We start from the raw sequence: 24803 nt of genomic DNA on the forward strand, positions 1-24803 counted from the left end.
TTCAATAATAGGGTTAGGGTGGGTATGACGGGTGAAATGCAAAAAGCCCCCTCCATGGGAAGGAGAGGGCTATTAGTTGGCTTAACTAATTTATATTCGATAGGTCTTAGTAAGACGCTTCGCGTACTTCGGCTTGCTTATTCCACTCTGGTGCGACAGTTTTCAGGAATTCAGCCTTATCAGCATTCATCTTGTCCATGTCCATACCTAGAGCCTGCTGTGCTTTTTCTTTGGTTGAGATATCAGGGATTTGAATTTCTTCCATGATACCTTTCGTTGCTAGCAAACGAACGACTTTGGTACGAGCATCAGTAGCTTTATCAAGTGCGGTACCCAGAACGCGTAGTGCGACTTCCGGTGCGTGCATATGAACACCATGGGAGGCAATCGCATAGTCCCAACGCCACTGTGCATGACGGATATCCATCAAGATAGGCTTCATTTCTTCTTCGGTTGCACCGGCATCCCAGGCCGCTTTCGCTTCGAAGTGGGCCGCGACAATTTGTTTCTCGGCACGTAGCTTCATTTCCTGAACACTTGCCTTACGACTGTCGACAACGCTTTTTAGTGTTTCTTTGTCTTGGGTGTGGCACTGCGCACACGTATCTTCAAAGCGGTCAAATGGGTTACCGATTTTATGGTCGGTGAATACTTTGCCGTCTTCGTTTTGGACTTTAGGCATATGGCAGTCGATACATGTTACGTTGTTCTTGCCATGGATACCCTCACGCCAGGTCTCGTAACCAGGGTGCTGAGCTTTCAGCATCGGGGCTTTTGATACTTTGTGCGTCCAGTCTTTAAACTCGATCTCATCGTAGTAGACTTCCATTTCATCTACAGTCGTACCTTTGTCCCATGGGAACTTAACGCTCTTTTTCGGACCGGTGAAGTAATATTCAACGTGGCACTGACCACATACCTGAGCTTGTTGATCGAAGCGGGACTGATCCTCGAACTTCATGCCAATAGTTTCCATTGCGCGATCAACATAAGGACGAGTCAAAGTCAGAGCGGGTTTGCCCTGAGCAAAGTCTTCGCTAGCTGTGTTGTGGCAATCAGAACAACCAATTGGATTATTGATTTCAGCGCCTAGACGTGCCCATTTGCCTTCAAAGTAGCCGTCTTCACCACGTTCGTCGATAACACGGGCAACATCCGGGCTCTTACAGCTCCAGCATGCCATTGGCATCGGACCTGACTTGGCATCTTTGGGACCACCTGTACGTAGCGTCTGGCGAACGTCGGTAATAGCATAGAAGTGGCCACGCGCTTTGTTATAGTCTTTTGAAAAGCCATAACCAGCCCACATGATCACCATATTGGGATCACCCGCTAGAGCATCATCAATTTCTTCGCTTTCTTTCGTTGCTTCCCAAGTTTTGTACTGCTCGATATGAGATTGCGCAAACTGACTGTTGCGAGGTTCAATTCTCGTTTTGCCACTGTCTTCTGTCGCTGCGTTCGCATTGGTAGATAAACATAGTGCAGACAACAAAGCTGCTACTGCGGCAGTATTTCGCGTCCATTTAATTCTCACGATTTGTCACTCCAGTATTCTAATTATTAACAAGCTAAGCGTTGTGAGTGCAGCTAAATCAGTAACTAAAAATTGGAGTTCTAATAAATAATAACAAAAAATGAAATTCTATTAATGCAACCGCTGTCTTTGTTGTTTTGGATCAAAAGGAATATGTGAAAAATGCAGCTTGGCTAGAGTTATACATTAAATAGCCCTAAAGGGGTATTTACATCTTGTTGATATATATGGCTGGAATTTTGTTTATTAATCCTATTAAATCAATTACTTATTGGTGTTTTTAATATTGATCTCAATCATAAAAATCGCATTTACGATGCTACTTAAGAGGTATTTTCTACCTGACGCAATTTTTAATATTTAAAAACATTATTAAATATACGTGTTAAGCGTTGTGGCTAATATTAACGGTAAATAAGAATTGATTTCAAATGCAATTAAATATCGTTTCTGGTTTTTTACGGAAACAATTAATTGCAGCTCTATTCTGTGCAAAATAAATATAAGCGCCAATTGCTAACTTCGGATGAGGTTGGTAATTAGGGAAGATAAAAAGGTGAAAAATGGGCAATTATAAAGTAGCCATGAATACGGTGATTACATTTTTTGTAGCCATTTGTATTTTTGGTTTCTCAATGAATGTTGCCGCAGACTCAAAGGCGGAGGGAGCCACAACAGCGAACCCTTCGGTTATTAGCCAAGAGTCAGGTCAACATGTTGTCGAATTTATCCGGGATCGCGATTACGCATGTACGCAATGCCATAAAGATGAAAAAGACACACTCAAAGGGGCGCATGGTGATGTTATCCATGCTCAGACTAATCGTGACTTAACATGTACTGATTGTCACAGCAAAGTAGGCAAAGATCACCGTGATGGTGCGCCACAGGTAACTAAGTTTGCGGCAGCACAAACGGTTGCAGGAACAGAGAAGCCAGCGGCTGATCCAGTATGGATAGCGAAGCAGAATGAAACCTGTGTGAACTGCCACGAACCGAAAGATTTACGCGAAGTAAATTGGACACATGATGTTCATGCGCTTGATCTTTCATGTGCGTCATGCCACACCATTCATCCGGAAAAGGATCCGATGAAGGGTATTGAAAGAAAGTCGAAGATCAAGATGTGCGTCGACTGTCACTCAGACCAGAAAAAAGAGAAGTAGGAGATGATGGTATGACGTGTTCAAGACGAAATTTTTTAGCCGGTGCCGGTGCGGTTATCTTTACTACAGGTGTCAGTGGCAGCAACTTGCTAGGTCGCCAGACGCTTGCTGCGACAATGGAAGACGGGCCAAAGCGCTACGGCATGGTACATGACGAAACATTGTGTATCGGTTGTACGGCTTGTACCGAAGCTTGTCGTGAAGTGAATAAGGTGCCTGAAGGCGTTTCTCGACTACAGATTGTTAGAAGCGAACCGCAGGGTGAATATCCGAATGTTGACTATCAGTTTACTCGTATCTCTTGTCAGCACTGTGATAATGCACCTTGTACACATGTGTGCCCAACTGGGGCGGCATATAAAGACCCTGAAACTGGTATCGTCGATGTCGATGCCTTCAAGTGCGTAGGTTGTGGTTACTGTTTGGCGGCTTGTCCTTACCAGGTTCGCTTCTTTAACCCGGAAACCAAGGCGGCGGACAAGTGTGATTTTTGTCGTAAGACAAACTTGAAAGAAGGCAAAGAGCCAGCTTGTGTGGAGTCATGTCCAACTAAGGCACTGACATTTGGTGACTTGAATGATCCAAATAGCAAGGTGTCTCAGTTAATTAAGCAAAAGCCAGTGTATCGCGAGAAGGTGGGGCTGGGAACGCAGCCGAAACTGTATAAAGTGCCACATGGGAAAGGGGAGATAAAAGGATGAGTACTACATTTGCCGATGCCTTTTATTTTGATTCACTAGTTTGGGATTGGATTATTGCAGTTTACCTGTTCTTGGCGGGAATGTCTGCCGGTGCGGTGATGATTGCTATCTATCTGAAACGTAAAGTGATCCAAGGCCATCCAAGTACCAACGGAATCATTAAGGCCACGGCAATCCTGGCTCCGTTCGGGATTATTGCTGGCTTAACAATTCTAATATTCCACCTGACCAAACCGTTGTCGTTCTGGAAGATCATGATTTTCTATAATACGTCTTCGGTGATGTCGATGGGGGTCCTGCTATTCCAGATCTATATGGTTGTGTTGTTTGCCTGGATTGCAGTGATTTTCAAATATGATCTTATGAAGTTGCTAGACGGTCGTCTCCCGATTGTCGGCAAGGTCATTGGTCTGATTGAGCGTTTTGAAAATAGCTTGGAGCTGTTCCTTGGCTTCCTGGCGTTGCTGCTTGCGGCCTATACCGGTTTCTTGTTATCGGCGCTTCAGACGTTCCCATTGTTGAACAACCCAATTCTACCTATATTGTTCCTGTTCTCCAGCTTGTCTTCCGGTGCGGCAGCTTGTCTGCTATTTGGTGTTCTGGTTTTCAAAGAGTCAGTGCACAGTGCCTGCGTAGGCTGGATCCATAAGTTTGAGCGTCCGGTAGTGATGTTTGAGTTGTTCGTGTTGTTTGCTTTCTTCACCGGCCTTTACTTCGGCGGTGGGCAGAGTCAGGCGGCAGCAGCGGCAGCGATTGGCGGCGGATTCTGGGCGACATGGTTCTGGTACGGGGTGATTGGAGCGGGAATGCTTGTTCCACTTGGCCTCAATGCAGTGAGCCCAGCAGGAGTCAGACATAACAAGGCCTTCATAATGCTTGTTACCACGCTGAGCCTGGTCGGTGTATTGATGCTGCGTACGTTCATTTTGTATGCGGGACAAATGACCACACTGTAATAACCGTGAGTTAATTTGATCTAAATCGTCACAGCATTTGCTGTGACGATTTGTTTTAAGCTGTTGTATAAGTTTTATATGTTTATTCCACTGACTGAATATGAAGTGATTGTTAACTATCTGATGGGTTCTCGTAGCATAAAAGATATGATAAATAGTTATGCTTCATTGATCGAGGGCAAAGCTGTAATTCTCGGGTTACAGGAAGATGGTGGCAGGACAAAGTTTAAGGAAATTCAATGATCCCTGAAGTTGGACATTATGCATTAATCTTGGGATTCGCATTTGCATTGCTGGGAGGAATCGTTCCAGTTGTTGGTTTGATCAAAAAGGATTCATACCTTACCCGCTATGCATGGCCGTTAAGTTATGGCGCCTTTCTTTTTATCGCAATAGCTATCGCGTTACTGGCCTACAGCTTTGCCACTGATGATTTCTCGGTGGCTTATATTGCTCATCACTCTAATACCCAGTTGCCGTTGTTCTTTAAAATTGCCGCTGTTTGGGGAGGACATGAAGGTTCATTTTTATTCTGGTTGTTTTCTCTCTCTGGGTGGGCTGCTGCCGTGGCCTACTGTTATCGGAAGCGAGATGAACAGTTTATTGCCAGGGTATTGGTGACACTGGCAATTTTGACAGCTGTGTTCAGTTTGTTTTTGCTTATGGTCTCAAATCCGTTTTTGCGTATGCTGCCAGCTCCCTTGGAAGGGCGAGACTTGAATCCAATGCTGCAGGATGTTGGCTTAATATTTCATCCTCCTATGTTATATCTTGGGTATGTCGGCTTTGCCGTGAGCTTTGCTTTCGCTATCGCAGCGTTAACGACTAAGGATACAACGATTCTATGGGCACGGTGGAGCCGGCCATGGACAGGGGCTTCCTGGGTTTTACTGACGGGGGGGATCGCTTTGGGATCATGGTGGGCCTACTATGAACTTGGCTGGGGAGGCTGGTGGTTCTGGGATCCTGTCGAAAATGCATCCTTGATGCCTTGGCTGACGGGAACGGCTTTGATGCACTCGTTAATTATCACAGAGCACCGTAAAGCGCTGACAAGCTGGACGCTGTTACTGGCTATTTTTACTTTTTCGCTAAGCCTGCTCGGCACCTTTATCGTTCGCTCCGGGGTGCTGACGTCGGTTCATGCCTTTGCCGTTGATCCGACTCGTGGCGTAAGTCTCCTAGCCATACTCGGCGTGTTGCTTATTGTTTCGTTAGTACTGTTTGCGTTGAATGCAGACCGATTCACCCGTCCGGTCAAATTTGGTTTTTTGTCAAAAGAAGCTACTTTTTTAGCTGGCAACAGCTTGCTTGCCGTCGCTACGCTCACGATTTTGCTCGGGACATTTTATCCAATGGTTTTCCAGGCGCTGGACTTGGGCAATATTTCTGTCGGTGCGCCATATTTTAATACGCTGTTTGTGCCTCTTAGCTTCTTGTTCTTTATCTTTATGGGCTTTGGTGTATTGATCCGTTGGCACCGTGTTTCTACGGACGACCTGATCACTCGGGCTCTGGCTCCGATGTCGGTCTCTATTGTGTTGGGGGTGGCATTTTCTGTTTGGTTCGAACGTGGTATTAATTTAATTGTTTGCTTGTCTTTTATTACAGCGATCTGGATATCGCTAACGGCAATACAGGCATTTTATTTTAGGCGAACAGCCTCACGAGATCGGAAATTAGGGCTAGCTTCACTGAGATCATTAGCAATGGTGATTGCTCACTGCGGGGTAGCGGTAACGATTATCGGAGCTGCCTTGGTAAGCCATTATTCGGTTGAAACGAGTAACAAGATGGGACCGGGCGACGCACTTAACCTGAGCGGTTATCAGTTTTCCTACCGTGAAACCGAATTGATTATTGGCCCTAACTATACGGCCGAACAGGCGAATATCGAAGTCAGCAAAGATGGAAAGTTTGAAGCAATGATTCTGCCGCAGCGGCGCCATTATACCGTTCGTACCATGAACATGAGCGAGCCGGGGATCAAATGGTATTGGAAAGGTGATATTTACATTACCTTGGCGGAGAAGCTGAATCGAACTGATTATGCAGTTAGGATCCAGTACAAGCCCTATGTCCGTTGGCTATGGATCGGTAGCATAATGATGATGTTGGGTGGTGCACTCGCGGTTTTTGCAAGATTCAAGCTAAAAGCGACGCAATTGAGCGAGAAAGAGGCATTAGTGCCAGCCACTATTGTGATGTGGAAATAACGACTGAGATAATAATGAAAATAACCCGTTTTCTTCCTTTAGTTTTTGTTTTGCTCGCCGGAAGTATCATTGTTTTGGCAATGCGAGCTGAAAGTACAGCGGTAATATCACCGCTGCAGGGACAGTCTATACCTGAATTTAGTCTTGCATCGCTCGAAAATGAACAGCTTACAATGACAGAGACCTCGTTAACCGGCGAAATTCAGTTACTGAATGTTTGGGCTTCCTGGTGTGGTGTTTGTAAGTCTGAACATCCGCTTTTGATGGATTTGGCGCAGCAGGATAAAGTAAGAGTTATCGGTCTTAACTATAGAGATGATCGCCTGGCTGCACTGAAAGAACTGCAACAGTCGGGCAATCCGTACCAAGCGGTGATATTTGATCCGAAAGGAAGCCTGGCGATTGATTTAGGGGTATATGGTACACCAGAAAGCTACCTGATCGATCAGCACGGCGTGATCCGCCATCGCTATGTCGGGGCGCTGACTCGCCAAATTTGGGAGCGGGAGTTCGCTCCTATTCTCAAGCAGCTTTCAGTTTCTGGTAGCTTACGGGAGAGCAGTGATGGTTAACTCTATTGTGGCTCGAAACTGGAGGTTATTGGTTTTAGCCCTTTTCATCTCTTGGTGGGGAGGTATTGTACCCGTCCATGCTCAGAATACTCAGGTATTTGTTGCTGCTGATACTGATCTTATAGAGTCGGTCGAGACATTTCAGTTTCGTTTTGCTGCCGATCAGAAGAGGGCAATTGCGCTTTCGAAGAGCTTGCGATGTCCGCAATGCCAGAATCAAAATCTTATTGAGTCTAATTCACCAGTTGCCAAGGATCTCCGGCTTAAAGTTTACCAGATGGTCAATGAGGGGAAATCAGATCAAGAAATTGTTGAGTATATGACAAGTCGCTTTGGTGATTTTGTTTTGTATAAGCCCAAACTAGAACCAAGTACTTATTTACTCTGGTGGGGTCCGATACTGCTGTTTATATTATTTGGTTTTATAGCTTACTTTTCTATCCGTAAGCAGATATAGCTATTAATTATATTTATAAAGTTGTGATCCAAGTTTAGATTGGTTTAATAAAAGGTGAGCGAACGCTCATCTTTTTATATCTGATGAGAGTTGGTCAGTTTGAGTTTGTGTGTTTTTTAAATGAATTAAATTGGAATATTAAATATCTTTTAAGAATATAGGCGTATTAAAGTATGCTATCTGTCTTGCTTATTACGTTAAGTCTATTCTTTTTAAGAAAGTGTGTCTTTAATGACACATATGCAAGCCCTCAAAAGCAATTCAACAGTTTTCATATCAGTAAGCCTTTACTATGATTGAGGTACAAGACTAAGAACCCCTATCGTTAAAGAGGCAGAATTACAGTTATTATTAGGCTATGGAGGGCTGTAATGTGATAACAGGTAAAAGATTTTTATTGATAGATGACTCTAGTACGGCAATATCATTGATAAGATCCATGCTAAACACCTGCGGCATTACCAATGATAATATTGATAGTACGACTGACAGCATGAAGGCAATACGCTTATTGGCGAGTCATAACTATGATATTGTCATTTCCGATTATAATATGCGGCATCATATTGATGGTGGGCTTATTTTTGATGAAGTTAAACAACGAAAACTTTTACCTAGCGATGGCGTTTTTATTTGTGTGACGGGTGATAATTCTGAGCAAGTTGTTTCTCATTTTATAGAATTAGAGCCTGATGATTATTTGATTAAACCATTTTGTGCGGCAGTTTTTGTTGAGCGAATTGAGAAGGTTCTTGAAAGAAAATCTGCATTATATCCCTTGTTATTAGCGATCGATAATAAAGAGTACCAGACAGCGATTGGTCTTTGTCAGCGATATAAAAAGAATTTCCCAATGTACTCAGGGTATATAGATAGAATTAACGGGGATTGTTTACTTCGTTCTGAGCGGCACTTGGAAGCTAAACACTTCTATGAGGAAGCCTGTAAGAATACGGATCACTTGTGGCCGAGAGTCGGTTTTGGCCAGGCACTCAAAGAGCTTGGTGAGCTAAAAGAAGCCCAAGCAGTTTTTCAGGAGATTTTGGATAAATATCCGAAACAGCCTTTGGCAAGAAAGCACTTGGCGGGTTGTTTAATGGCGTCGGATCGTGTGCCGGAAGCGTTGGAACAGTTTAACTTACTTCACAAGGTCAATTCGGCCAACCCATTACGAGAGCTTATCATCGCCAATTTATATGCTTCTTTGCAGCAGCATGAAAAGGCAGCAATTGGTTACCAACGCTATACCAGCAAGGTTATTGGAACGTGCAGGTATAGTTATGGCATCAATTTGAATGTATCTGTTTCCCTCATGCTTGCCAGTATTTATACGGATGATAATACCGAGAGTATTGAGCTGGTCAAAGAGGCAAGACATAGTATCTATGAGCACAAGGTTAGCGGTGAAACAGACAAAGAGCGCTATGAAAGTGAAATGGGCGCCTTGGTGGGAGTGGCTATATTAGCTTGTCTGCATGGTGAAATTGAAGATTGTTTCACTATTGTCAGCAAGATCAATATTCAGGAAAAGCCGATCGATGATTATTACACAGTATTGAATATTGCCCGTTTATATGGTTTCTGCGGGATGCCCGATAAGTATGAGCAGTCGATGCAGGTTGCAAGGCAATTATGTGGTAAAGCCGATGACGCTGTTCTGATCCAGAGTCAGATAAAATTACTCGAAGCCTGCCACTCTGAAATTAACCTCCGCTTGACTGAGGGGGGTAAGCTAGTCGAGCAAGCCTTTGAAAAGCGTAATAACAACCAGGCAACCAGTGCGATTGAAGATGCCTATAGGGCTTTCCAGATGGTACCGTTTCATTACAAGTTATGTTATTTAATTCTCGAACTGACCGCTTTATCGACTCCTTCATTTATGAACATGAAAGAGGTAAGAGGTGTAATTTCATCGTGTAACTGGGTATATCAGAATGATACTCGGCCAAGCGAAAGTGAGGCAAAGAAAGCCTGTGAACTTTACAAACTTGCCTTACAACGGATTGGAAATTTAACCAGGCAGCCAGCAGCCTGACAACATTTGCTACAGGCACCTTGGCAAGGAATCTTGGTTAGGTGCCTAAAAGCAGAAGCTATATCCGCCAACGACGTTTGAATTCAATTCTCTCAGATTTTGTCCTTTTACCTTTTTATTTTGAATCTACACTCTATGTGAATTGCTTCTAACCATTAAGTAGCAATGAGTGCAGGCTTTGTACAATAAAGGTGAACTGATGAGTAAGAATAAAATACTTCCCGCTGTTGTATTTATGATTTTATTCAGCGCGGGGAGCAATGCGGTGGCTGCTGGTGGCGGTGGTGTACTGGCTGATCCGGGTGCAGCAGAAGGTAAACACTTTGATCCAAAGGGTAAACTGCCGTCAGAATTTACAATTAAAACGCAACAGCAGCATCAAGAGACACTTCCTTTCTCTGATACCCGTGACTTTGATGAGGCTAAGAAAGGATTTATCGCGGCACCTGATTATAAGCAGATTAAAGCAGAAGCCGGCAATATCGCCTGGGATATGGCAAGTTACGAATGGTTGCTACAGGATAAGGTATTTGACAGTATCCATCCTTCACTACAGCGCCAAGCGGTACTGAATATGGCCTATGGGCTATATGAAGTTGTCCCGGACAAGATTTATCAGGTACGAGGTTTTGACTTAGCTAATATCAGCTTTATTAAAGGCGATACCGGCTGGATTATCTTTGATCCGCTGACAGCAAAAGAAACAGCGGCGGCGGCATTAAAACTAGTCAACGAGAAACTCGGTCAGCGACCTGTTGTTGCTGTCGTTTACTCTCATTCGCATGCCGACCACTTTGGCGGAGCACGGGGTGTGGTTAGTGAAGAGGAGGTGGCGGCAGGAAAAGTACAGATCATCGCGCCGGATGGTTTCATGCTCCATGCTGTGTCTGAGAATGTGTATGCGGGCAATGCAATGAACCGTCGCCTGTTTTTCCAGTACGGTGTATTGCTTCCTCGTAGCCCGTTTGGTCATGTTGATCAATCGATTGGTAAGAATACCGCAGCGGGGACGACTGGGTTGCTTCCGCCAACGGTTCTGATTAAAGACGATATCGAAGAAATGACTGTCGATGGGGTTAAAATGATTTTCCAAAATACCCCGGGAACAGAAGCGCCCGCTGAGATGAATACCTATTTCCCTGATTTTAAAACATTCTGGGCAGCAGAAAATATTACCGGGACAGTGCACAATATCTATACCCTTCGGGGAGCCCTGATCCGTGATGCGCTGGAATGGTCGAAACAAATCAACAAGGCACTATATATGTTCGGCCAAGAAGCCGAAGTGATGTTTGCCTCTCACAGTTGGCCTCGCTGGGGGAATGAACGTATTCAGGAAGTCATGCGCTCTCAGCGCGATATTTACGCCAACCTTAATAATGAAGTACTGCACCTTGCCAACCAAGGCGTCACTATTAACGAGATCCATAATGAGTACAAACCACCCAAGAGCCTGCAGCAGCAGTGGTCTGCACATAGTTACCATGGTTCGGAGCAGCATAATAGCCGTGCAGTTGTGAACAGGTATTTGGGGTACTGGGATGGAAATCCAGCAACATTGATTCCGCTTTCGCCACGAGACTCAGGGCCGTTATATGTTGAGATGATGGGTGGGGCGGGCAATATTATCAATAAGGGTAAAGAGTTGTATGACAAGGGAGAATACCTGCTTGCATCGGAGATCTTGAACAAGCTGGTTTATGGTGAGCCAGAAAATCAAAAAGGTAAAGACTTGCTGGCTGATGTATTTGAACAGATTGGCTACCAACAGGAAAGTCCAAGTGTGCGTAACAGCTTTTTAGCGGCTGCCTATGAGTTGAGGCAAGGGATTCCTAGTGGGGCATCACCTAAAACCTCCGGACCGGATGTGATAAGAGCAATGTCAACGAGCCTGTGGTTAGACTTTCTTGCTATTCGCCTGGAAAGTGAGAAAGCAGATGGCATTAATTTCGTCATTAACTTGATCACACCGGATAATGATGAGAAATATGCCGTTGAATTGAGTAATGCGACCCTAACCAATATCAGTGGTTTTATTGCTAACGAGCCTGATTTAACGATTACGATAAACCGCTCGGATCTCGAGCCTGTGATGATGGGCGCTGTAACTCTTGATGAGCAAATAGAGAAGGGCAAGGCGAAACTAGAGGGAGATAGAAAGCCACTAGATCAACTGAAATCAATGTTGGCAAATTTCACCCCTGATTTTGAAATGATGCCGGGAACAAAAAAGAGTGAATCGGCGCAACCGAGTGTGAATTCTTTTGCTCAGCCGGAGTTAGGACACACTGATGGAGGCTAGGGACGTTTCTTGACGTTTTTGGACTTACATCCGTGTTTATGGAAAAAAGGAGCCTATTGGGCTCCTTTTGATTTATACCTAAGCACCTTGGGGGGGCCTGGGTGTAGAATGGCAAGGAAGAGGTAATTAGGCTTTCATTTTGGCGCAAGGAGGGTGCATGCGGCAACAATATCATTTCCGTCAATCGGAAGCGTCACCAATGCTAAAAGGGTTACATCATGCAGCGATTATTTGTGCTGATTATTCCGCGTCAAAGCATTTTTACGTCGATATTCTTGGCCTGTCGGTGATTGCTGAAAATTACCGAGCGGCTCGTGATTCCTACAAGTTGGACTTGCTGCTACCGGATGGCAGCCAGGTTGAGCTATTTTCATTTCCATCGCCACCGTCGAGGCCAAGCTTTCCTGAGGCCAGAGGACTTAGGCATTTAGCTTTCATTGTAGATTCTGTCGATTCCTTTGCCGACTACCTGGAAAGCTGCCATGTTGAGGTAGAACCAATCCGGGTTGATGAATACACCGGAAAAAAATATACCTTCTTTAACGATCCTGATGGGTTACCGCTAGAGCTGTATGAAGGTTGAGACAAGCATTGGTGTACATAAAGCCTTGCAGAACAATGCTAATCCTACAGCCATGAAATAATTCTCTAAAAGTTGTCCAAATGCAGACCTTTGTGATGCAGTAAGGTTTGCATCATCCATTAGGCTTTACATAAAGCCCTGACAGAACGAGGATGGCTGCGTGAAAATAGCTTTTTTTGGTGAATGCATGATCGAGCTGAGTGGCCAGCCACTGCAGCGGACGTTCGGTGGCGATACACTCAATACGGCGCTTTATCTGTCACGATTGGGGGCTTCGCGAGGACTTGCTGTCAGCTATGCAACAGCGTTAGGGACCGATAATATCAGCCAGGATATGCTTGGAGCTTGGCAGGCAGAAGGAATCGACACCCATATGGTCAGAAAGCTGAAGAGCAAGCTGCCGGGGATTTATCTTGTTGAGACAGAGCCAAGCGGCGAGCGCCATTTCCATTATTGGCGTAATGATAGCGCAGCAAAATTCTATTTTTCCGATTTGTGGTCACCGCTTGAGCAAGCTATTGATAAACACCACTTTGATGCGCTGTATATCAGTGGTGTTAGCCTTGCCATACTGGCGGAAGAAGCGAAAGCGGTACTGATTACTTTGTTAGAGAAGCACAAGGCCAATGGTGGTATGGTATTGTTTGATAACAATTTTCGAGCTCAATTATGGACCTCGAAACAGGCCCAGTATTGGTATTCTCAGGTTTTGCCATTTGCCGATATAGCTTTGTTCACAGAAGAAGATGATTATCTGGTTTGGGGAAAGGCTGATATTGTTGAGCGGTGCCAGAACTTTGGGTGTCGGGAAATTGTGCTGAAGCGGGGAAGTGAACCCTGCAAAATCGTCTCAGGGCTGCAGAGTGGCTATCCTGAGACCGTTTATGTTGCAGCGAATAACATTGAAAATGTGGTGGATACTTGCGCGGCAGGGGATTCATTTGCGGCAGGGTATTTGGCAGGTAGATTGAGTGGTGACTCTGAGGCCGTAGCTGCGGAACTGGGACATAATCTGGCATCGATTGTCATTCAATACCCAGGAGTAATTATCCCGCCAGATGCGATGAAAGAGTTAATGTAATTAAGGAATACTAATTAATGTCTCAACAACTGATCGAACAGCTAAAAGAATTCAAAGTCATTCCGGTGATTCAAATAAATAACGTTGAGCAGGCTGTGCCACTGGCTAAAACGCTGGTGGAAAATGGTCTGCCTGTTGCCGAGGTTACATTCAGAACAGAGGCGGCTGAACAAGCTATTCGCTTGATGCGGGATGCTTACCCGGCTATGTGTATTGGTGCGGGGACAGTTCTTAATGCCGATCAGGTAGACCGAGCCAAAGCAGCAGGCGCGGAGTTTGTTGTTTCGCCAGGCCTTAATCCCAATACCGTTCGCTATTGTCAGGAACGAGGTATCGCGATGGTGCCAGGCGTTAATAATCCTAGCCAGGTTGAGCAAGCATTAGAGCTCGGTCTGACGTTTCTGAAATTTTTTCCTGCCGAAGCGTCGGGTGGGATCAATATGATAAAGTCATTGCTTGCGCCGTATGTTGATGTTGCGTTTATGCCAACAGGCGGGATCGGAAAAGCGAATGTGAGTGATTACTTGGCGATTGACCGTGTTCACTGTTGTGGCGGAACCTGGATGGTCGCGCCTAAGCTGATCGAGTCCGAAGATTGGGATGAAATTGGCCGACTGGTGCGGGAAGCGGTTGAGTTGGTCAATAGCTAGTCGACTATTTGGCATAAGGCCAGTTAAAGCTTGGGTATCGTTAGTTATCACAACCTGAATGCTGACAAGATAAAATACCCACTTAAAGTGTATTGCTTGAACTAATAAATTGCTTTTTGGTTAGATATAGACATTAACTATTCAGTGACAGTTAAAGTTTGGAATAGAATGCAGAACAATAATTAAGCGGTAACCATATAAAAACAAAGCGATTGTGTATAATTCGAGCAAGCAGGTTGAATTCTTGTATTTTAGTGTTGACTCAACGGATTCAATCCGTAGAATGCACCCCATACCGCAGCAGGGAGACCTGATACGCGGTTGTAAGGTCTGATGGCGCGTTGGCAGAGTGGCTATGCAGCGGATTGCAAATCCGTGTACCTCGGTTCGACTCCGGGACGCGCCTCCATCATTTCCTTATATGCGACACTAGCTCAGCTGGTAGAGCGCAACCTTGCCAAGGTTGAGGTCACGAGTTCGAACCTCGTGTGTCGCTCCAAATTTTGAGATGTTGATTTTCCTATTAAAAATCAGTATCTAAGATGGTGTCTAACTAACTCGTTAGAAGCATCGCAATCCAGAATTGCGTGCCCTGGTGGTGGAATTGGTAGACACAAGGGATTTAAAATCCCTCGACGTTCGCGTTGTGCCGGTTCAAGTCCGGCCCGGGGCACCATCTCATTAAAAGGCTTACCGAAAGGTAAGCCTTTTTTCGTTGTCTCAATCCTCATCCGCGTATTTCTATCTCCATTATCAGCTGGGCAGTTTGGTACTCACCTTGATAATACAAAGTCAGCCAGATTGATCACTGGTTATTTTATGTATAAGGTTAAATTAATCAGATTACTGTAACTTTTTCATAGGCAAGGATACGCGATGAAATTGAACTGTGACATGGGAGAGAGCTTTGGTGCCTGGCAAATGGGCAATGATCATGCGGTAATGCCCTGGATTGATCAGGCCAATATTGCCTGTGGCTTTCACGCTTCCGATCCGGATGTAATGGCACAAACTGTTTCGTGGGCAATTTCACATCATGTTGAAATTGGTGCTCACCCCGGGTATGAGGACAAGGTTGGCTTTGGTCGTCGCAGTATTCCTCATTCCCTGACCTCAATTACTAGGCTGGTGGCTTATCAGGTTGGCGCATTGGATGCGCTCTGCCAGATTCAAAATATTCATGTTGCCTACATCAAGCCTCATGGTGCACTTTATAACGATATGATGGCTAATGCAGCTATCTTTGAAGCGATTGTTGAAGCTGTTGCTGGCCTTAACCAAGCTCGTCACGTAAAGCTTAAACTGATGGTCTTGGCCAGAGCCGACAACAGTGAGTATTTGAATATTGCCAAACGTTATGATGTCGAGTTGTTGCAAGAGGCATTTGCTGATCGTGCTTACGATGATGTCGGTACACTGGTGCCGCGCACCGAATCCGGTGCCGTTTACCATGATGCGACCATGATTAAGCAACAGGTCATAGAGCTGGCAGAGGGCAGAGTGACGACAGTGTCGGGAAAGACGCTTTTATTGCATGCTGATACTGTTTGTGTCCATGGCGATAATGACGAGTCAATTGTCACCATTGCAGCCCTGCATAAGGTACTGAATCCATGATGCGAATTGAGCCAGTGTCAGAAACTAGCTTGATCGTCTATTTGGGGGAGCATATTGATACGCAACTTGCGCGGCGTATAGGACTGTTGGCCAGTTACTTAAAGGACACTTTTCCTCAGTATTTAATCGAGGTGATCCCGTCCTATACCTCATTATTTGTTCAGTACCACCCCCGTTTAATCACATACAGTACGCTTTACGATGTAATTACCCACTATGCACCACAGTTATCGCGGCCATTGGCCGAAGATGGAAATTGGACTGGCAAGTTAATTTCTTTGCCTGTCTATTACCATCATGAGGTTGGGCCGGATCTCTATACAGTTGCCGAGTTACATGGATTAACTACCGCGCAAGTAATTGAGATCCATAGCCAGCAAATCTATACCGTATGTGCAATTGGCTTTGCTCCCGGCTTTGCTTTTTTGGCTTCTGTTGATCCTTTAGTCGCTACTCCTCGGCATCCAGAGCCGCGTCAAAAGGTTCCCGCCGGAAGTGTCGGGATAGCCAATGAACAGACAGCTGTCTATCCGGCTGATTCTCCGGGTGGCTGGCAGATCATTGGTAACTGTCCGCAGTTGCTCTATTCTCCGCAGCAAGAGCCGGTGACACCGTTTGAAGTTGGCGACAAAGTGAAATTCGAGCCAATTGGTAGAGAACAATTTATACAGTTAGGAGGGTGCATTTGTCCTCATTGGAAATAATTCACCCGGGTATGCTTACGTTGCTCCAGGATGTCGGGCGATTGGGTGTCGGCGATCAGGGGTTAAGCCAAGGTGGCGCCGTAGACTTGCATGCCTATTGTTGGGCCAACTATCTTGTTGGCAACGGGATGGACTGTCCTCAGCTTGAAATAACACTCGGGCAGGCATGCTTTAAGGCACATGGTGACTTGATCTGTGCACTGACCGGGGCAGATATGGGGGCAACGTTAGGTGGCGAGCCAATTGCGCTCTGGCAGAGTTTTCTGATGAAAGATGGGCAGGTGATAAAATTCGCTTCTCCACGATCGGGCTTACGTGCTTACCTGGCGGTAAAAGGCGGGTTTAAAGCATCAAAGGTGTTTGGCAGTGTCTCTACCGTGATGCGAAATGATATGGGAGGCATTGAGTCTGGAAGGGCTTTGCAAAAGATGGATATGCTTGAAGTTGAGAGCTTATCTGAATCGGGGCGAGATTTTGAGCCACGGCAGGCGTCTGTCCGGTTCATTCCGGATTATGCTGCGCCGATACAATTGCGGGTAATTGAATCGTATCAGTGTGATCATTTTTCATCCGAATCGAAGCGGCAGTTTTATCAGGGTGCCTATAAGGTAACTCAGCAGACGGACAGGATGGGCTGCCGTTTGCAAGGGCCAGCCGTTGGCGGGGAAATTGGCGGCATTATATCTGAAGCTATTGCTTATGGAGCGATTCAAATTCCGCCAAATGGGCAGCCTATCATATTGTTCAATGATCGTCAGACATTGGGCGGTTACCCTAAACTCGGTTGTATAGCCCGTATCGATATGCCCAGATTAGCTCAGGCGATGCCCGGCAAAGAAGTGTGTTTTGTGGCTGGAAATCTGGAAGAGTTGCAGCAAGAATGGCTGGATTTTTCTTTATTTTTTGGATTGCCCATTTAGGTGAGTTTCCAAGGGAGTGTGTATGTATATATTTGGTTACGGTAGTTTAATTAACCGCCATTCTCGTCTTTTGACCAGCCGGACGGGTGAGGCAGTTCCTGCAGTCGTCAATGGCTTGCAACGTCATTGGGGCAAGGTCAACGGAAGCTATAGGATTTCACCACTGGTTGCCACTGTTGGTGAAGGCCATTGCAACGGAGTACTCGTCAAGGTTGAAGATGGCTCTTTGGCGGAATTTGATCGACGAGAGAAGGGCTATCGCCGTATTGAATTGGATCCAGTGGATATCGCTGTTAGCAATAATACGGGTTTACGCGAACCTATTTGGGCTTATGTAAGGGCTAAGTCTGAGCCTCCTTGTGAAGTTCAGCCGATTATGCAGACATATGTAGATACGGTTTTGGCTGGTTGTTTATCTATTTCTGACCAGTTTGCCAAAACATTTGTTGAAACGACTAAGGGGTGGCATCATCCGTTTGAAAATGATCGTCAGCAACCTAAGTATGGCAATCTGGCTGGCGTGCTTGATGAGCACTTGATGCTGATTGATCAGTTGATTGCGGATGTTCGTCACCCCACCTAATAGCAGTAGCAAGTTGAAGTTATGGCAAAACCAAATAAAAAAGGGCCGACAAAAACTGTTGATGTATTTTGTGCAGTTTGTAAAAGCCAACTGTTTAAATACCGCAAAGGGGGCAAAGGCGCTCTGGTTAAGTGCTTTAAAGAGCGGATTAGCAAAGATTATACCGAACAGCCTTGTATCTGCCCGAGTTGTCAGGGCATATTTGCCCGAGACACTCTGGTTCGAGGCGCGCCTGCGTTTAAAATTATTGGTGGAAAGGTAACGATGAAGTAATTTCCGGCCTGAAGTTAGGGCGTTTTACTGTTATTGTCGGCCGTTTGCAGTGTTATTGCTTTAGGACATTGAATGTTGTTGCGTATGATTGTTGCTTTTAGGTCAAGAAGCTTGCGTTTGTAGGTGGCTTTTACCAGTTGGTAGTCAATATCAGGAGCAAACCACATCACCAGTTTACGATCACTTTTCCGTACTTGTTCGACGCGGAAAGCAGTCAAACGGCCAAACCTTGTATCTATTTTTTCTTTCCGTTTTACTTCAAAATAGTAGTGGTCGACATCATCGCTATCCTGCAATTTGAAATTAAATGCCTTTTTACCCTTGATCAAATTAAGCCGGATCTGACTGCCGATAGCATCGCCGTCCCGTATTGGAATGTCTCTGCTGCTAAAGCTACGTGTTTTACCATCCTTGCGAACCGAAGACTTAAGACCATCGGCACTAAATGTTGCGGATGTGCTTCCTGACATTAGCCCGGAGATATGTCGAGAAAAGGATTGGGTCAAAAATTCCCCCTGTTCCTCAGACCAGTAAACGGTACTGGTTTGTTTAAATTTACTTTTGGTTACAAGAATATTCACTTTACTGTATGAATGGACATTGACTCTATTGCCTTGCCACTTGAGCATTCGAGTTAAGTGGCCAATTCTATGACCGCTCAAAAATAAGTCGTAGGTGAGTTCTTTAGTGCATTGACGGAAAGTTTGCGAGGGGGCCGCAAAAAGTGATGGTGAACATAGTACGGTGCCTAGCCATAAAATAATCAATACCGACTGTTTTTTCACCAGACCTCCGCCAGACATAGGTTGCCTTACTCCATTACTTCTAAAACGTTAGCAGTGAGTACAGGATTACGCAAAGCGGAGACGTTGTCGTCTGGTCTCTCTCTATTGCAGTAAACGTTTCAAGATTTTACCCGTCGCAGTCATTGGCAGTGATTCAACAATTTCGACCTGACGGGGGTACTTGAAATCTGCCAAACGCTCGCGTCCCCAGGTTATGAATGCCTTGCTGCTAGTAGTGGCCCCTTCTTTGGGTACGATAAAGGCTTTTACTTCTTCGCCATAGGTTTTGTGTGGTATACCAATAACAGCCACGAGGTGAACGTCAGAATGGGTCATGAAAGTTTCTTCGATATCACGTGGGTAGATATTGTACCCCCCGCGAATGATGACTTCTTTTAGGCGATCGACCACATAGACATAACCACCTTCATCCATACGCACGATGTCGCCGGTATGTAGCCATCCATCAACAATGGTTTTAGCGGTTTCTTCCGGCTTCTTGTAATAGCCTTTCATGACGTTATGGCCACGGATCAGCAATTCACCTTCCTTGCCGAGAGGTACCTCGTTACCTTTGCTATCAACTACTTTCATGGTAACGCCCGGAAGCGGCTGTCCGATACTACCGGGTTTGCGTTCGTATTCAAGGTGGTTGAAAGCTGCAACCGGCGATGATTCGGATAGACCATAGCCTTCGATTACAGGAACATTCAGCTTGGTCTCGAATTGCTTCAATATCTCGACCGGCATTGAAGCGCCGCCGGAAATAGCTACCTTCAAGGTAGCAGCAATGTCCTTGATATAGTCGCCGCCATGTTTCTCAGCAAAGGCCAACAAACCGATGAACATTGTCGGCACACCTGCCAGGTGGGTGACTTTATGTTGATGCATTTGCTGCATGACGGTTTTAGGGACAAAGCGGGGGATAAGAACCAGAGCACTGGCGGTCAGAATCGAGGTGTTCATGATCAGTGACTGCCCAAATGTATGGAACAGAGGCAAGATAGCGATACTCACATCGGTACCTTTCTGGTTAGTCAGTGCCTGACAGGCCTGAGCGTTGCATAGCATATTGCTTTGGCTAAGCTCAGCACCCTTTGCTCGGCCTGTTGTCCCGGAGGTGTATAGGATGACACAGGTATCTTCAGCGGCTCGGTAGACAGCATTAAATGTAGTTTCCGGTGACAGCAACCACTGGTTGAAGCGATGGGCGTCATGAGGAATAGATGCATTCTCGCCTTCTGACTCGATCAGAATGTAGTGTCGGCAGCTGTCAGTCTGGTTGAAGCCTTCATAGCAATACTCTCCGCAAGGCAGTGCGTTGTTGCCCTGGAAGCTAATAAGTGCGACGGCATCTGAATCAGCCAAGTGGTAAGCGACCTCCGGTCCTTTAAGCATGACGTTCAACGGAACGGCTATTGCTCCTATTTTTTGAATGGCATAGTAACCAATGACAAAAGCTGGGGTGTTAGGGCATGAAATAGCCACTTTTTCATCAGGCATGATGCCTAGCTTAACCAACTGGTTGGCTGCTTGGTTTACCATCGCGTTGAGTTGCCGATAGCTGATGGTCTTATCCTGAAAGATCAGTGCTGTGTTATTGCCCAGGAATGTGGCATTGCGTTCTAAGTTGGTAGCAAGGTTATACATAATTAATTGTTCTTATATCGGCGCAGCTATGGCTGGCGTAAACGGTTCGATGTTATTGAATAGCAACTAGCATATTACACTAAGTTGTTCCCACTGGTCTCATTCTGAGTCTTGCACCTTAAGTTAGCTTGGATATATAGCGTTTCAATGTTGAGTTTATGCTTCAAATCTCCTGTGATTATTGTCTTGGCCATATTGTGTTCAATAAAAAGATGAAAGTTTTTTTCCAAGGTAATTCACTAATTATTAAAGACTTATTACGACTGTTACTTTCCATGTGTTGGTGTGAAGTGAATGCTTTAGATTAAGCTGTTGAATTGATTTGATTTTTTATTGGGCTGTATAATGGTGAATTGTGACTGTTTGATGTCGGAAAGTTGACGATTTACGGACTCACTCCTATTTTTAGTTGGGTTTAACTGAGAGAGGTTGGAGTGATGAAAAAAATGAATTCGGCATATCGTTTACAGGTCATCAAAGAAGTGGCCACTAGAAAGCGCCTGGTGGAGCAGGGGGATCCGATGGCCTGTCATATCTCTCAGTTATTGGATGAACGAAGTCAAGCATCACCGTTAGCAGAAAAACACTTTAGCGGCTGTCATTATGACGCACAGGTTGGAGGCTGGGTGAGCAACTTTTGGGATGCCAAATAATTAGTATGTAACAGGAGCCGGTGGCATGATGATGCTTTGCATAGTTTTCGGCTCCTGACGTATTTCTGGTTAATCTTTTTCTGATTATTACGATATCAAATTTAGGTCGAAATACGCTTGAATACTGGAACAAAGTGATCGACTAAGGTACATTGCCTCGTCAATGTTTTGTTAGGTCGACGAATGAACTACGTAGAGTTAGATAGCTATTCCCGCAAGTGGATTTTTACCCACGCATCAATGCCTGTCGAGGCAACCGATTTAGAGCAAATTAAACCTTTTACTCAAGCACGCTCATCACAGATCTGGCGTGAACAAATCAGTAGCCAAAGCCCGGATGCCGATCATTTTGAGAAAGGGGACTGGGCACATGAGCAACAAAGATGGTCTGAATCGATTGATTGGCAGCAAGCTTGGGATAGCGACGACATTGACCTTCCACCCGAGTTAGCTGACTTTATTAACTGGGAAGATAACACCACGGTTTATTTCTGCTACGAAAAGTACAATGTGATAGAGACCAAGTGGGGAGTCTTTAAGCGAAACTGGAAGAACTTTTTGTTTTTTGATGATGGCCCTATTTTACTTGGGCGTAAAAAGTCACAGGCGCTTTGGTTTCACTCCAACGGTACGTTTAAGTGCGCAGAGCGTAGTTAGAAGTAAATTGGTAAGCGTCACTCCTTGCACCGTTTAGGAGTGATGCCGTTTGATGATGAAGAAGTCAACAAGCATCTAGTCTTGTATGAGTTAGTCATGCCTGAATTGGTTGAATTCAATAATCTGCCCTTTACCTGATAGTTTTGCGCTATACATCGCTTTATCTGCGCGTCGTAGAATATCGTCCACATCCAGAGATTCGTTAGCGAAAACATAGTAACAACCGATACTGGCACCAATGTTGAGCTGTATTTTTTTCCTCAAGCTGATGGGTTCCATAATTCTCGCCAGAATTCGCTCGCAAGTGAAAGTAATATCATCCTGATTACTCACAGGGTTGATGATGGTGACAAATTCATCTCCGGCCAAGCGGGCGACGATATCACTCTTTCGTACCGTTCTGATCAGTCGCTCTGCAATGATTTGAAGTACTTTATCACCGGAGCTATGACCATAGCTGTCATTAACAGTTTTAAAATCATCAAGGTCGATAAACAAGACTGCGAACACGGCCGATGCAGTTTGCCGTTTTGTCAGTAGTTGTCTTAATTCCTGGCGTAGTTTACTTCGGTTTGCCAGGTTGGTTAGTGGATCATGAGTGGCAAGGTGTTCAAGCCGTCGCATTTTTTTCATCGAGCGGAGATCCGAGGCTATCACCACCGTTTGAACTTCGCTGCGATGGCTATCTTGAATTCTGTTAATTCTTACGAATAAAGGAATGTAAGTGCCATCTTTACACAACTGATTCATTTCCCCTTGCCAATGATTGGTTTTCTTGAGGGCCTGCTGAATTGAGCGTTGAAGTTTGCTGTACTTTGTCAGGTCGAGCAGCTGATGGAAGTGTTTGCCGATCACGTCGTCAGCGTTATAACCAAGGTATTTGCTGAAAGCTGGGTTGACCATAGTTATTTTTCCGGAGCCACTCAACAGCATGATGGCATCTTGGCTGCAATCAAAGACTTTGGCTGCCATCTGTTGCTGCCGCTCTGCGTGTTGTTTTTTCGTGACATCTTCAATCGCGAAGAGTGTTTGCCTACGGTGCTCTAACGGGCGACTGATAATCTCATAGGTACGCGACTGGCCTGTTGATATCGCACTTTTCATTAATGCATGGTCAAATTGCTTTTGGCCATTAAGCACTTGATCAAGCTGCTGTCTGAAGGTATCAGGTTGCTCGGTATGTAATACGTCAGACAAACTTAGGCCTTGAGCAGTTGCGGCAGGAAGGCCTAGCACATACAAGCAGGCATCATTGGCTAATGTGATTTTTCCTTGCTGGTTTACTACAACCAATGCGTGTTGAACCGTTTCGATTACGTCGTCAGCAAAGGCTTTCTCTTCGCCTAGCTGGTTTAAGGTTGCTTGAATCTTCGCATCGCGCTCGTTGAGTTTTTTTTGCATGCTGTTAAAGCCGTTCACCAGTTCGCCGACTTCATGAGATGTTTGTATTTGGGAGCGGATAGGGCTCGGATTTTCATCCTTGATAATGCGGTTGACTGCATTGTTGAGTTGCGTAATAGGTTGGGTAACCCAAGACTGCACACGGTTTATAATGTAGGCAGTAATTGCACATAAGGTGATTAATAACAATATACTGATCTTGAAATGAGTAATACGCATTTGCTGTAGCGTTTTTAATGATACTGCGATATGCATGTGGGCAATGGGTTCGCCGTCCATCATGATGGGAACCATCAGGTAGAGCATCTCCCGGCCAAAATGGTAGCTTTGCACGCTTACATCATGTTGCTGTTTGGACGTTGGTGAAATGAATTCAATGTCGGCATTGATGTATTGCGCAAACAAGCTGTGATCGAGGTGCTCAAGGCGGACTCGGGCTATCAACGGATCGGCCTTAAAGGCCGACAAGAGTTCAGTGCCATCAATATGGTCATTAAACAGTACGGCGGCAGTTAGATTCATTCCCACACCGTTAGCCAGTACTTGAGTGTGGCTTAGCAGGTTCTCTCTTTCTATCTTCAAAAATCTCTGATAGGTAATGAATTGGAATCCGATGAATACCAGTATGATAAAACTCATTACGGGGATTGATAGTCGTTGGCTCAATGAGAGGCGTTTAAAAAATTTATTCATTTTCGCCTCCCTTTTAGATCGGTAGGGGGCAAGGCAACTCTTAGCAGCCGAGAACTGATCGTTAGCTGTCCTTTTGTTACATTGTTCAATGCAATTGCTGGTTTGATCTGGCTGTTGACCGAACGAAGCTCAATCATTCCGCCGTGCTGAAGGAAATGCTGACTGTCGCTCACTGTCAGTACTCCGGAGAGTTGGGGGATTGTCTGCAGCGTTTGCAGTTTGCTTTTCGTTATATACAGGACTTCACAGTTACCGCGGGCTTGGTTGAGGCTGACAATTGTTGTGACAGATGTTGAGCGGTTTGGTTGACTTTTCTTATAGAGGATCTGCTTCAGAATAAGGGTGACGGTATCGTTGCCGAAGGTACAATAACGAATTGATTTCGGGGCTGGATCTGGCCAGTGAACGAAATTAGCGAAGTGGTAGAGGTATATTGCCTTAACCTGGTGCTCGGAATAGTGCCCATTATTTTGTGCATCTGTATCAGCCAAGGAGTAAGGAGAGAAGAGCTGGCAAGCTACAAGGCTTAAACCAAGGGACAACCTCCACAGTATGCTAATAAGGATATCCAAGTTAGATGCTGTTGACGGCCAGGATACTGATGAACGCTT

General features: G+C 45.2%; 23 protein-coding genes and 3 tRNA genes. 21 read left to right on the plus strand and 5 right to left on the minus strand.

The features are described from left to right. Window positions 1–106 precede the first annotated feature (106 nt). Window positions 107–1537 carry an ammonia-forming nitrite reductase cytochrome c552 subunit gene (gene nrfA / locus EDI28_RS02580; protein ID WP_128782270.1) on the minus strand — a complete coding sequence of 477 codons (1431 nt, stop codon included), beginning with the start codon at window positions 1535–1537 and terminating at the stop codon, window positions 107–109. Between the two features lie 563 nt (window positions 1538–2100). Between nrfA and nrfB the strand changes: the two genes are divergently transcribed. The 19 genes from nrfB (at window position 2101) to EDI28_RS02675 (ending at window position 18353) form a co-directional block, all read left to right on the plus strand. After that, window positions 2101–2703, plus strand: coding sequence for a cytochrome c nitrite reductase pentaheme subunit (gene nrfB, locus EDI28_RS02585; protein ID WP_128782271.1), 603 nt, complete (start codon window positions 2101–2103; stop codon window positions 2701–2703). 11 nt (window positions 2704–2714) lie between these two features. Next, window positions 2715–3404: a cytochrome c nitrite reductase Fe-S protein gene (nrfC, locus tag EDI28_RS02590; protein ID WP_128782272.1), complete on the plus strand. Its 690-nt coding sequence runs from the start codon at window positions 2715–2717 to the stop codon at window positions 3402–3404. Continuing rightward, entirely contained in the window at window positions 3401–4360 is a 960-nt protein-coding gene (gene nrfD / locus EDI28_RS02595; protein WP_128782273.1) for a cytochrome c nitrite reductase subunit NrfD, read from the plus strand. The genes nrfC and nrfD overlap by 4 nt, the downstream gene beginning before the upstream one ends. A gap of 239 nt (window positions 4361–4599) precedes the next feature. Beyond that, the gene (locus EDI28_RS02600) at window positions 4600–6576 is read left to right on the plus strand and encodes a heme lyase CcmF/NrfE family subunit (protein ID WP_128782274.1); all 1977 of its coding nucleotides are present in this window, start codon (window positions 4600–4602) and stop codon (window positions 6574–6576) included. Window positions 6577–6590: 14 nt separating this feature from the next. Then, window positions 6591–7148, plus strand: coding sequence for a DsbE family thiol:disulfide interchange protein (locus EDI28_RS02605; RefSeq protein WP_128782275.1), 558 nt, complete (start codon window positions 6591–6593; stop codon window positions 7146–7148). Further along, entirely contained in the window at window positions 7141–7605 is a 465-nt protein-coding gene (nrfF, locus tag EDI28_RS02610; protein WP_128782276.1) for a heme lyase NrfEFG subunit NrfF, read from the plus strand. The genes EDI28_RS02605 and nrfF overlap by 8 nt, the downstream gene beginning before the upstream one ends. Window positions 7606–7978: 373 nt before the next feature. Next, window positions 7979–9640, plus strand: a complete 1662-nt coding sequence (locus EDI28_RS02615; RefSeq protein ID WP_199287358.1) for a response regulator — start codon at window positions 7979–7981, stop codon at window positions 9638–9640. A 199-nt stretch (window positions 9641–9839) separates the two neighbouring features. Further along, on the plus strand, window positions 9840–11942 hold the full coding sequence (locus EDI28_RS02620; protein ID WP_199287359.1) for an alkyl/aryl-sulfatase: 2103 nt from the start codon (window positions 9840–9842) through the stop codon (window positions 11940–11942). Between the two features lie 199 nt (window positions 11943–12141). Further along, window positions 12142–12525, plus strand: a complete 384-nt coding sequence (gene gloA2 / locus EDI28_RS02625; protein WP_128782961.1) for an SMU1112c/YaeR family gloxylase I-like metalloprotein — start codon at window positions 12142–12144, stop codon at window positions 12523–12525. Between the two features lie 160 nt (window positions 12526–12685). Continuing rightward, window positions 12686–13606 (plus strand): sugar kinase, encoded by a 921-nt coding sequence (locus EDI28_RS02630; RefSeq protein ID WP_128782278.1) that lies wholly within the window; start codon window positions 12686–12688, stop codon window positions 13604–13606. Between the two features lie 17 nt (window positions 13607–13623). Further along, entirely contained in the window at window positions 13624–14256 is a 633-nt protein-coding gene (locus EDI28_RS02635) for a bifunctional 4-hydroxy-2-oxoglutarate aldolase/2-dehydro-3-deoxy-phosphogluconate aldolase (protein ID WP_128782279.1), read from the plus strand. 335 nt (window positions 14257–14591) lie between these two features. Continuing rightward, a tRNA-Cys gene (locus EDI28_RS02640) sits at window positions 14592–14665 on the plus strand. 14 nt (window positions 14666–14679) lie between these two features. After that, window positions 14680–14755: transfer RNA gene (locus tag EDI28_RS02645), tRNA-Gly, on the plus strand. A 90-nt stretch (window positions 14756–14845) separates the two neighbouring features. Continuing rightward, a tRNA-Leu gene (locus tag EDI28_RS02650) sits at window positions 14846–14932 on the plus strand. 200 nt (window positions 14933–15132) lie between these two features. Continuing rightward, the gene (locus tag EDI28_RS02655; protein ID WP_128782280.1) at window positions 15133–15873 is read left to right on the plus strand and encodes a 5-oxoprolinase subunit PxpA; all 741 of its coding nucleotides are present in this window, start codon (window positions 15133–15135) and stop codon (window positions 15871–15873) included. Next, window positions 15870–16577, plus strand: coding sequence for a 5-oxoprolinase subunit PxpB (pxpB, locus tag EDI28_RS02660; protein WP_128782281.1), 708 nt, complete (start codon window positions 15870–15872; stop codon window positions 16575–16577). Before EDI28_RS02655 ends, pxpB begins: the two co-directional genes overlap by 4 nt. Then, the gene (locus EDI28_RS02665) at window positions 16559–17497 is read left to right on the plus strand and encodes a 5-oxoprolinase subunit C family protein (protein ID WP_128782282.1); all 939 of its coding nucleotides are present in this window, start codon (window positions 16559–16561) and stop codon (window positions 17495–17497) included. Before pxpB ends, EDI28_RS02665 begins: the two co-directional genes overlap by 19 nt. 22 nt (window positions 17498–17519) lie before the next feature. Beyond that, window positions 17520–18080, plus strand: a complete 561-nt coding sequence (locus tag EDI28_RS02670) for a gamma-glutamylcyclotransferase family protein (protein WP_128782283.1) — start codon at window positions 17520–17522, stop codon at window positions 18078–18080. Window positions 18081–18101: 21 nt separating this feature from the next. Beyond that, window positions 18102–18353, plus strand: coding sequence for a hypothetical protein (locus EDI28_RS02675; RefSeq protein ID WP_128782284.1), 252 nt, complete (start codon window positions 18102–18104; stop codon window positions 18351–18353). Window positions 18354–18367: 14 nt separating this feature from the next. On the opposite strand, the gene EDI28_RS02680 is transcribed toward EDI28_RS02675, so the two are convergent. Continuing rightward, window positions 18368–19156 carry a DUF3108 domain-containing protein gene (locus EDI28_RS02680; RefSeq protein ID WP_128782285.1) on the minus strand — a complete coding sequence of 263 codons (789 nt, stop codon included), beginning with the start codon at window positions 19154–19156 and terminating at the stop codon, window positions 18368–18370. Between the two features lie 84 nt (window positions 19157–19240). Next, window positions 19241–20788 carry a long-chain-fatty-acid--CoA ligase gene (locus tag EDI28_RS02685; RefSeq protein ID WP_128782286.1) on the minus strand — a complete coding sequence of 516 codons (1548 nt, stop codon included), beginning with the start codon at window positions 20786–20788 and terminating at the stop codon, window positions 19241–19243. 437 nt (window positions 20789–21225) lie between these two features. Between EDI28_RS02685 and EDI28_RS02690 the strand changes: the two genes are divergently transcribed. Both EDI28_RS02690 and EDI28_RS02695 read left to right on the plus strand, forming a co-directional pair. Then, on the plus strand, window positions 21226–21441 hold the full coding sequence (locus tag EDI28_RS02690) for a hypothetical protein (RefSeq protein ID WP_128782287.1): 216 nt from the start codon (window positions 21226–21228) through the stop codon (window positions 21439–21441). 183 nt (window positions 21442–21624) lie between these two features. After that, complete coding sequence (locus tag EDI28_RS02695) at window positions 21625–22098, plus strand: DUF2947 domain-containing protein (protein ID WP_128782288.1); 474 nt, start codon at window positions 21625–21627, stop codon at window positions 22096–22098. A 90-nt stretch (window positions 22099–22188) separates the two neighbouring features. Here the strand turns inward: EDI28_RS02695 and EDI28_RS02700 are convergent, their stop codons facing one another. Beyond that, the gene (locus tag EDI28_RS02700) at window positions 22189–24192 is read right to left on the minus strand and encodes a diguanylate cyclase domain-containing protein (protein ID WP_128782289.1); all 2004 of its coding nucleotides are present in this window, start codon (window positions 24190–24192) and stop codon (window positions 22189–22191) included. Continuing rightward, window positions 24189–24764, minus strand: a complete 576-nt coding sequence (locus EDI28_RS02705; protein WP_164918461.1) for a YfiR family protein — start codon at window positions 24762–24764, stop codon at window positions 24189–24191. The genes EDI28_RS02700 and EDI28_RS02705 overlap by 4 nt, the downstream gene beginning before the upstream one ends. Window positions 24765–24803: the final 39 nt, after the last annotated feature.

The organism is Photobacterium chitinilyticum, assembly GCF_004104355.1.
In the GTDB taxonomy this organism is placed as follows: Bacteria; Pseudomonadota; Gammaproteobacteria; order Enterobacterales; family Vibrionaceae; genus Photobacterium; species Photobacterium chitinilyticum.

Excerpts from the sequence above, each read along its gene's own strand:
- nrfB (WP_128782271.1), top strand. The coding sequence starts at position 2,101 with ATGGGCAATTATAAAGTAGCCATGAATACGGTGATTACATTTTTTGTA.
- nrfC (WP_128782272.1), top strand. The coding sequence starts at position 2,715 with ATGACGTGTTCAAGACGAAATTTTTTAGCCGGTGCCGGTGCGGTTATC.
- nrfD (WP_128782273.1), top strand. The coding sequence starts at position 3,401 with ATGAGTACTACATTTGCCGATGCCTTTTATTTTGATTCACTAGTTTGG.
- EDI28_RS02600 (WP_128782274.1), top strand. The coding sequence starts at position 4,600 with ATGATCCCTGAAGTTGGACATTATGCATTAATCTTGGGATTCGCATTT.
- EDI28_RS02605 (WP_128782275.1), top strand. The coding sequence starts at position 6,591 with ATGAAAATAACCCGTTTTCTTCCTTTAGTTTTTGTTTTGCTCGCCGGA.
- nrfF (WP_128782276.1), top strand. The coding sequence starts at position 7,141 with ATGGTTAACTCTATTGTGGCTCGAAACTGGAGGTTATTGGTTTTAGCC.
- EDI28_RS02620 (WP_199287359.1), top strand. The coding sequence starts at position 9,840 with ATGAGTAAGAATAAAATACTTCCCGCTGTTGTATTTATGATTTTATTC.
- gloA2 (WP_128782961.1), top strand. The coding sequence starts at position 12,142 with ATGCTAAAAGGGTTACATCATGCAGCGATTATTTGTGCTGATTATTCC.
- EDI28_RS02635 (WP_128782279.1), top strand. The coding sequence starts at position 13,624 with ATGTCTCAACAACTGATCGAACAGCTAAAAGAATTCAAAGTCATTCCG.
- EDI28_RS02655 (WP_128782280.1), top strand. The coding sequence starts at position 15,133 with ATGAAATTGAACTGTGACATGGGAGAGAGCTTTGGTGCCTGGCAAATG.
- pxpB (WP_128782281.1), top strand. The coding sequence starts at position 15,870 with ATGATGCGAATTGAGCCAGTGTCAGAAACTAGCTTGATCGTCTATTTG.
- EDI28_RS02670 (WP_128782283.1), top strand. The coding sequence starts at position 17,520 with ATGTATATATTTGGTTACGGTAGTTTAATTAACCGCCATTCTCGTCTT.
- EDI28_RS02675 (WP_128782284.1), top strand. The coding sequence starts at position 18,102 with ATGGCAAAACCAAATAAAAAAGGGCCGACAAAAACTGTTGATGTATTT.
- EDI28_RS02680 (WP_128782285.1), bottom strand. The coding sequence starts at position 19,156 with ATGTCTGGCGGAGGTCTGGTGAAAAAACAGTCGGTATTGATTATTTTA.
- EDI28_RS02685 (WP_128782286.1), bottom strand. The coding sequence starts at position 20,788 with ATGTATAACCTTGCTACCAACTTAGAACGCAATGCCACATTCCTGGGC.
- EDI28_RS02690 (WP_128782287.1), top strand. The coding sequence starts at position 21,226 with ATGAAAAAAATGAATTCGGCATATCGTTTACAGGTCATCAAAGAAGTG.
- EDI28_RS02695 (WP_128782288.1), top strand. The coding sequence starts at position 21,625 with ATGAACTACGTAGAGTTAGATAGCTATTCCCGCAAGTGGATTTTTACC.
- EDI28_RS02700 (WP_128782289.1), bottom strand. The coding sequence starts at position 24,192 with ATGAATAAATTTTTTAAACGCCTCTCATTGAGCCAACGACTATCAATC.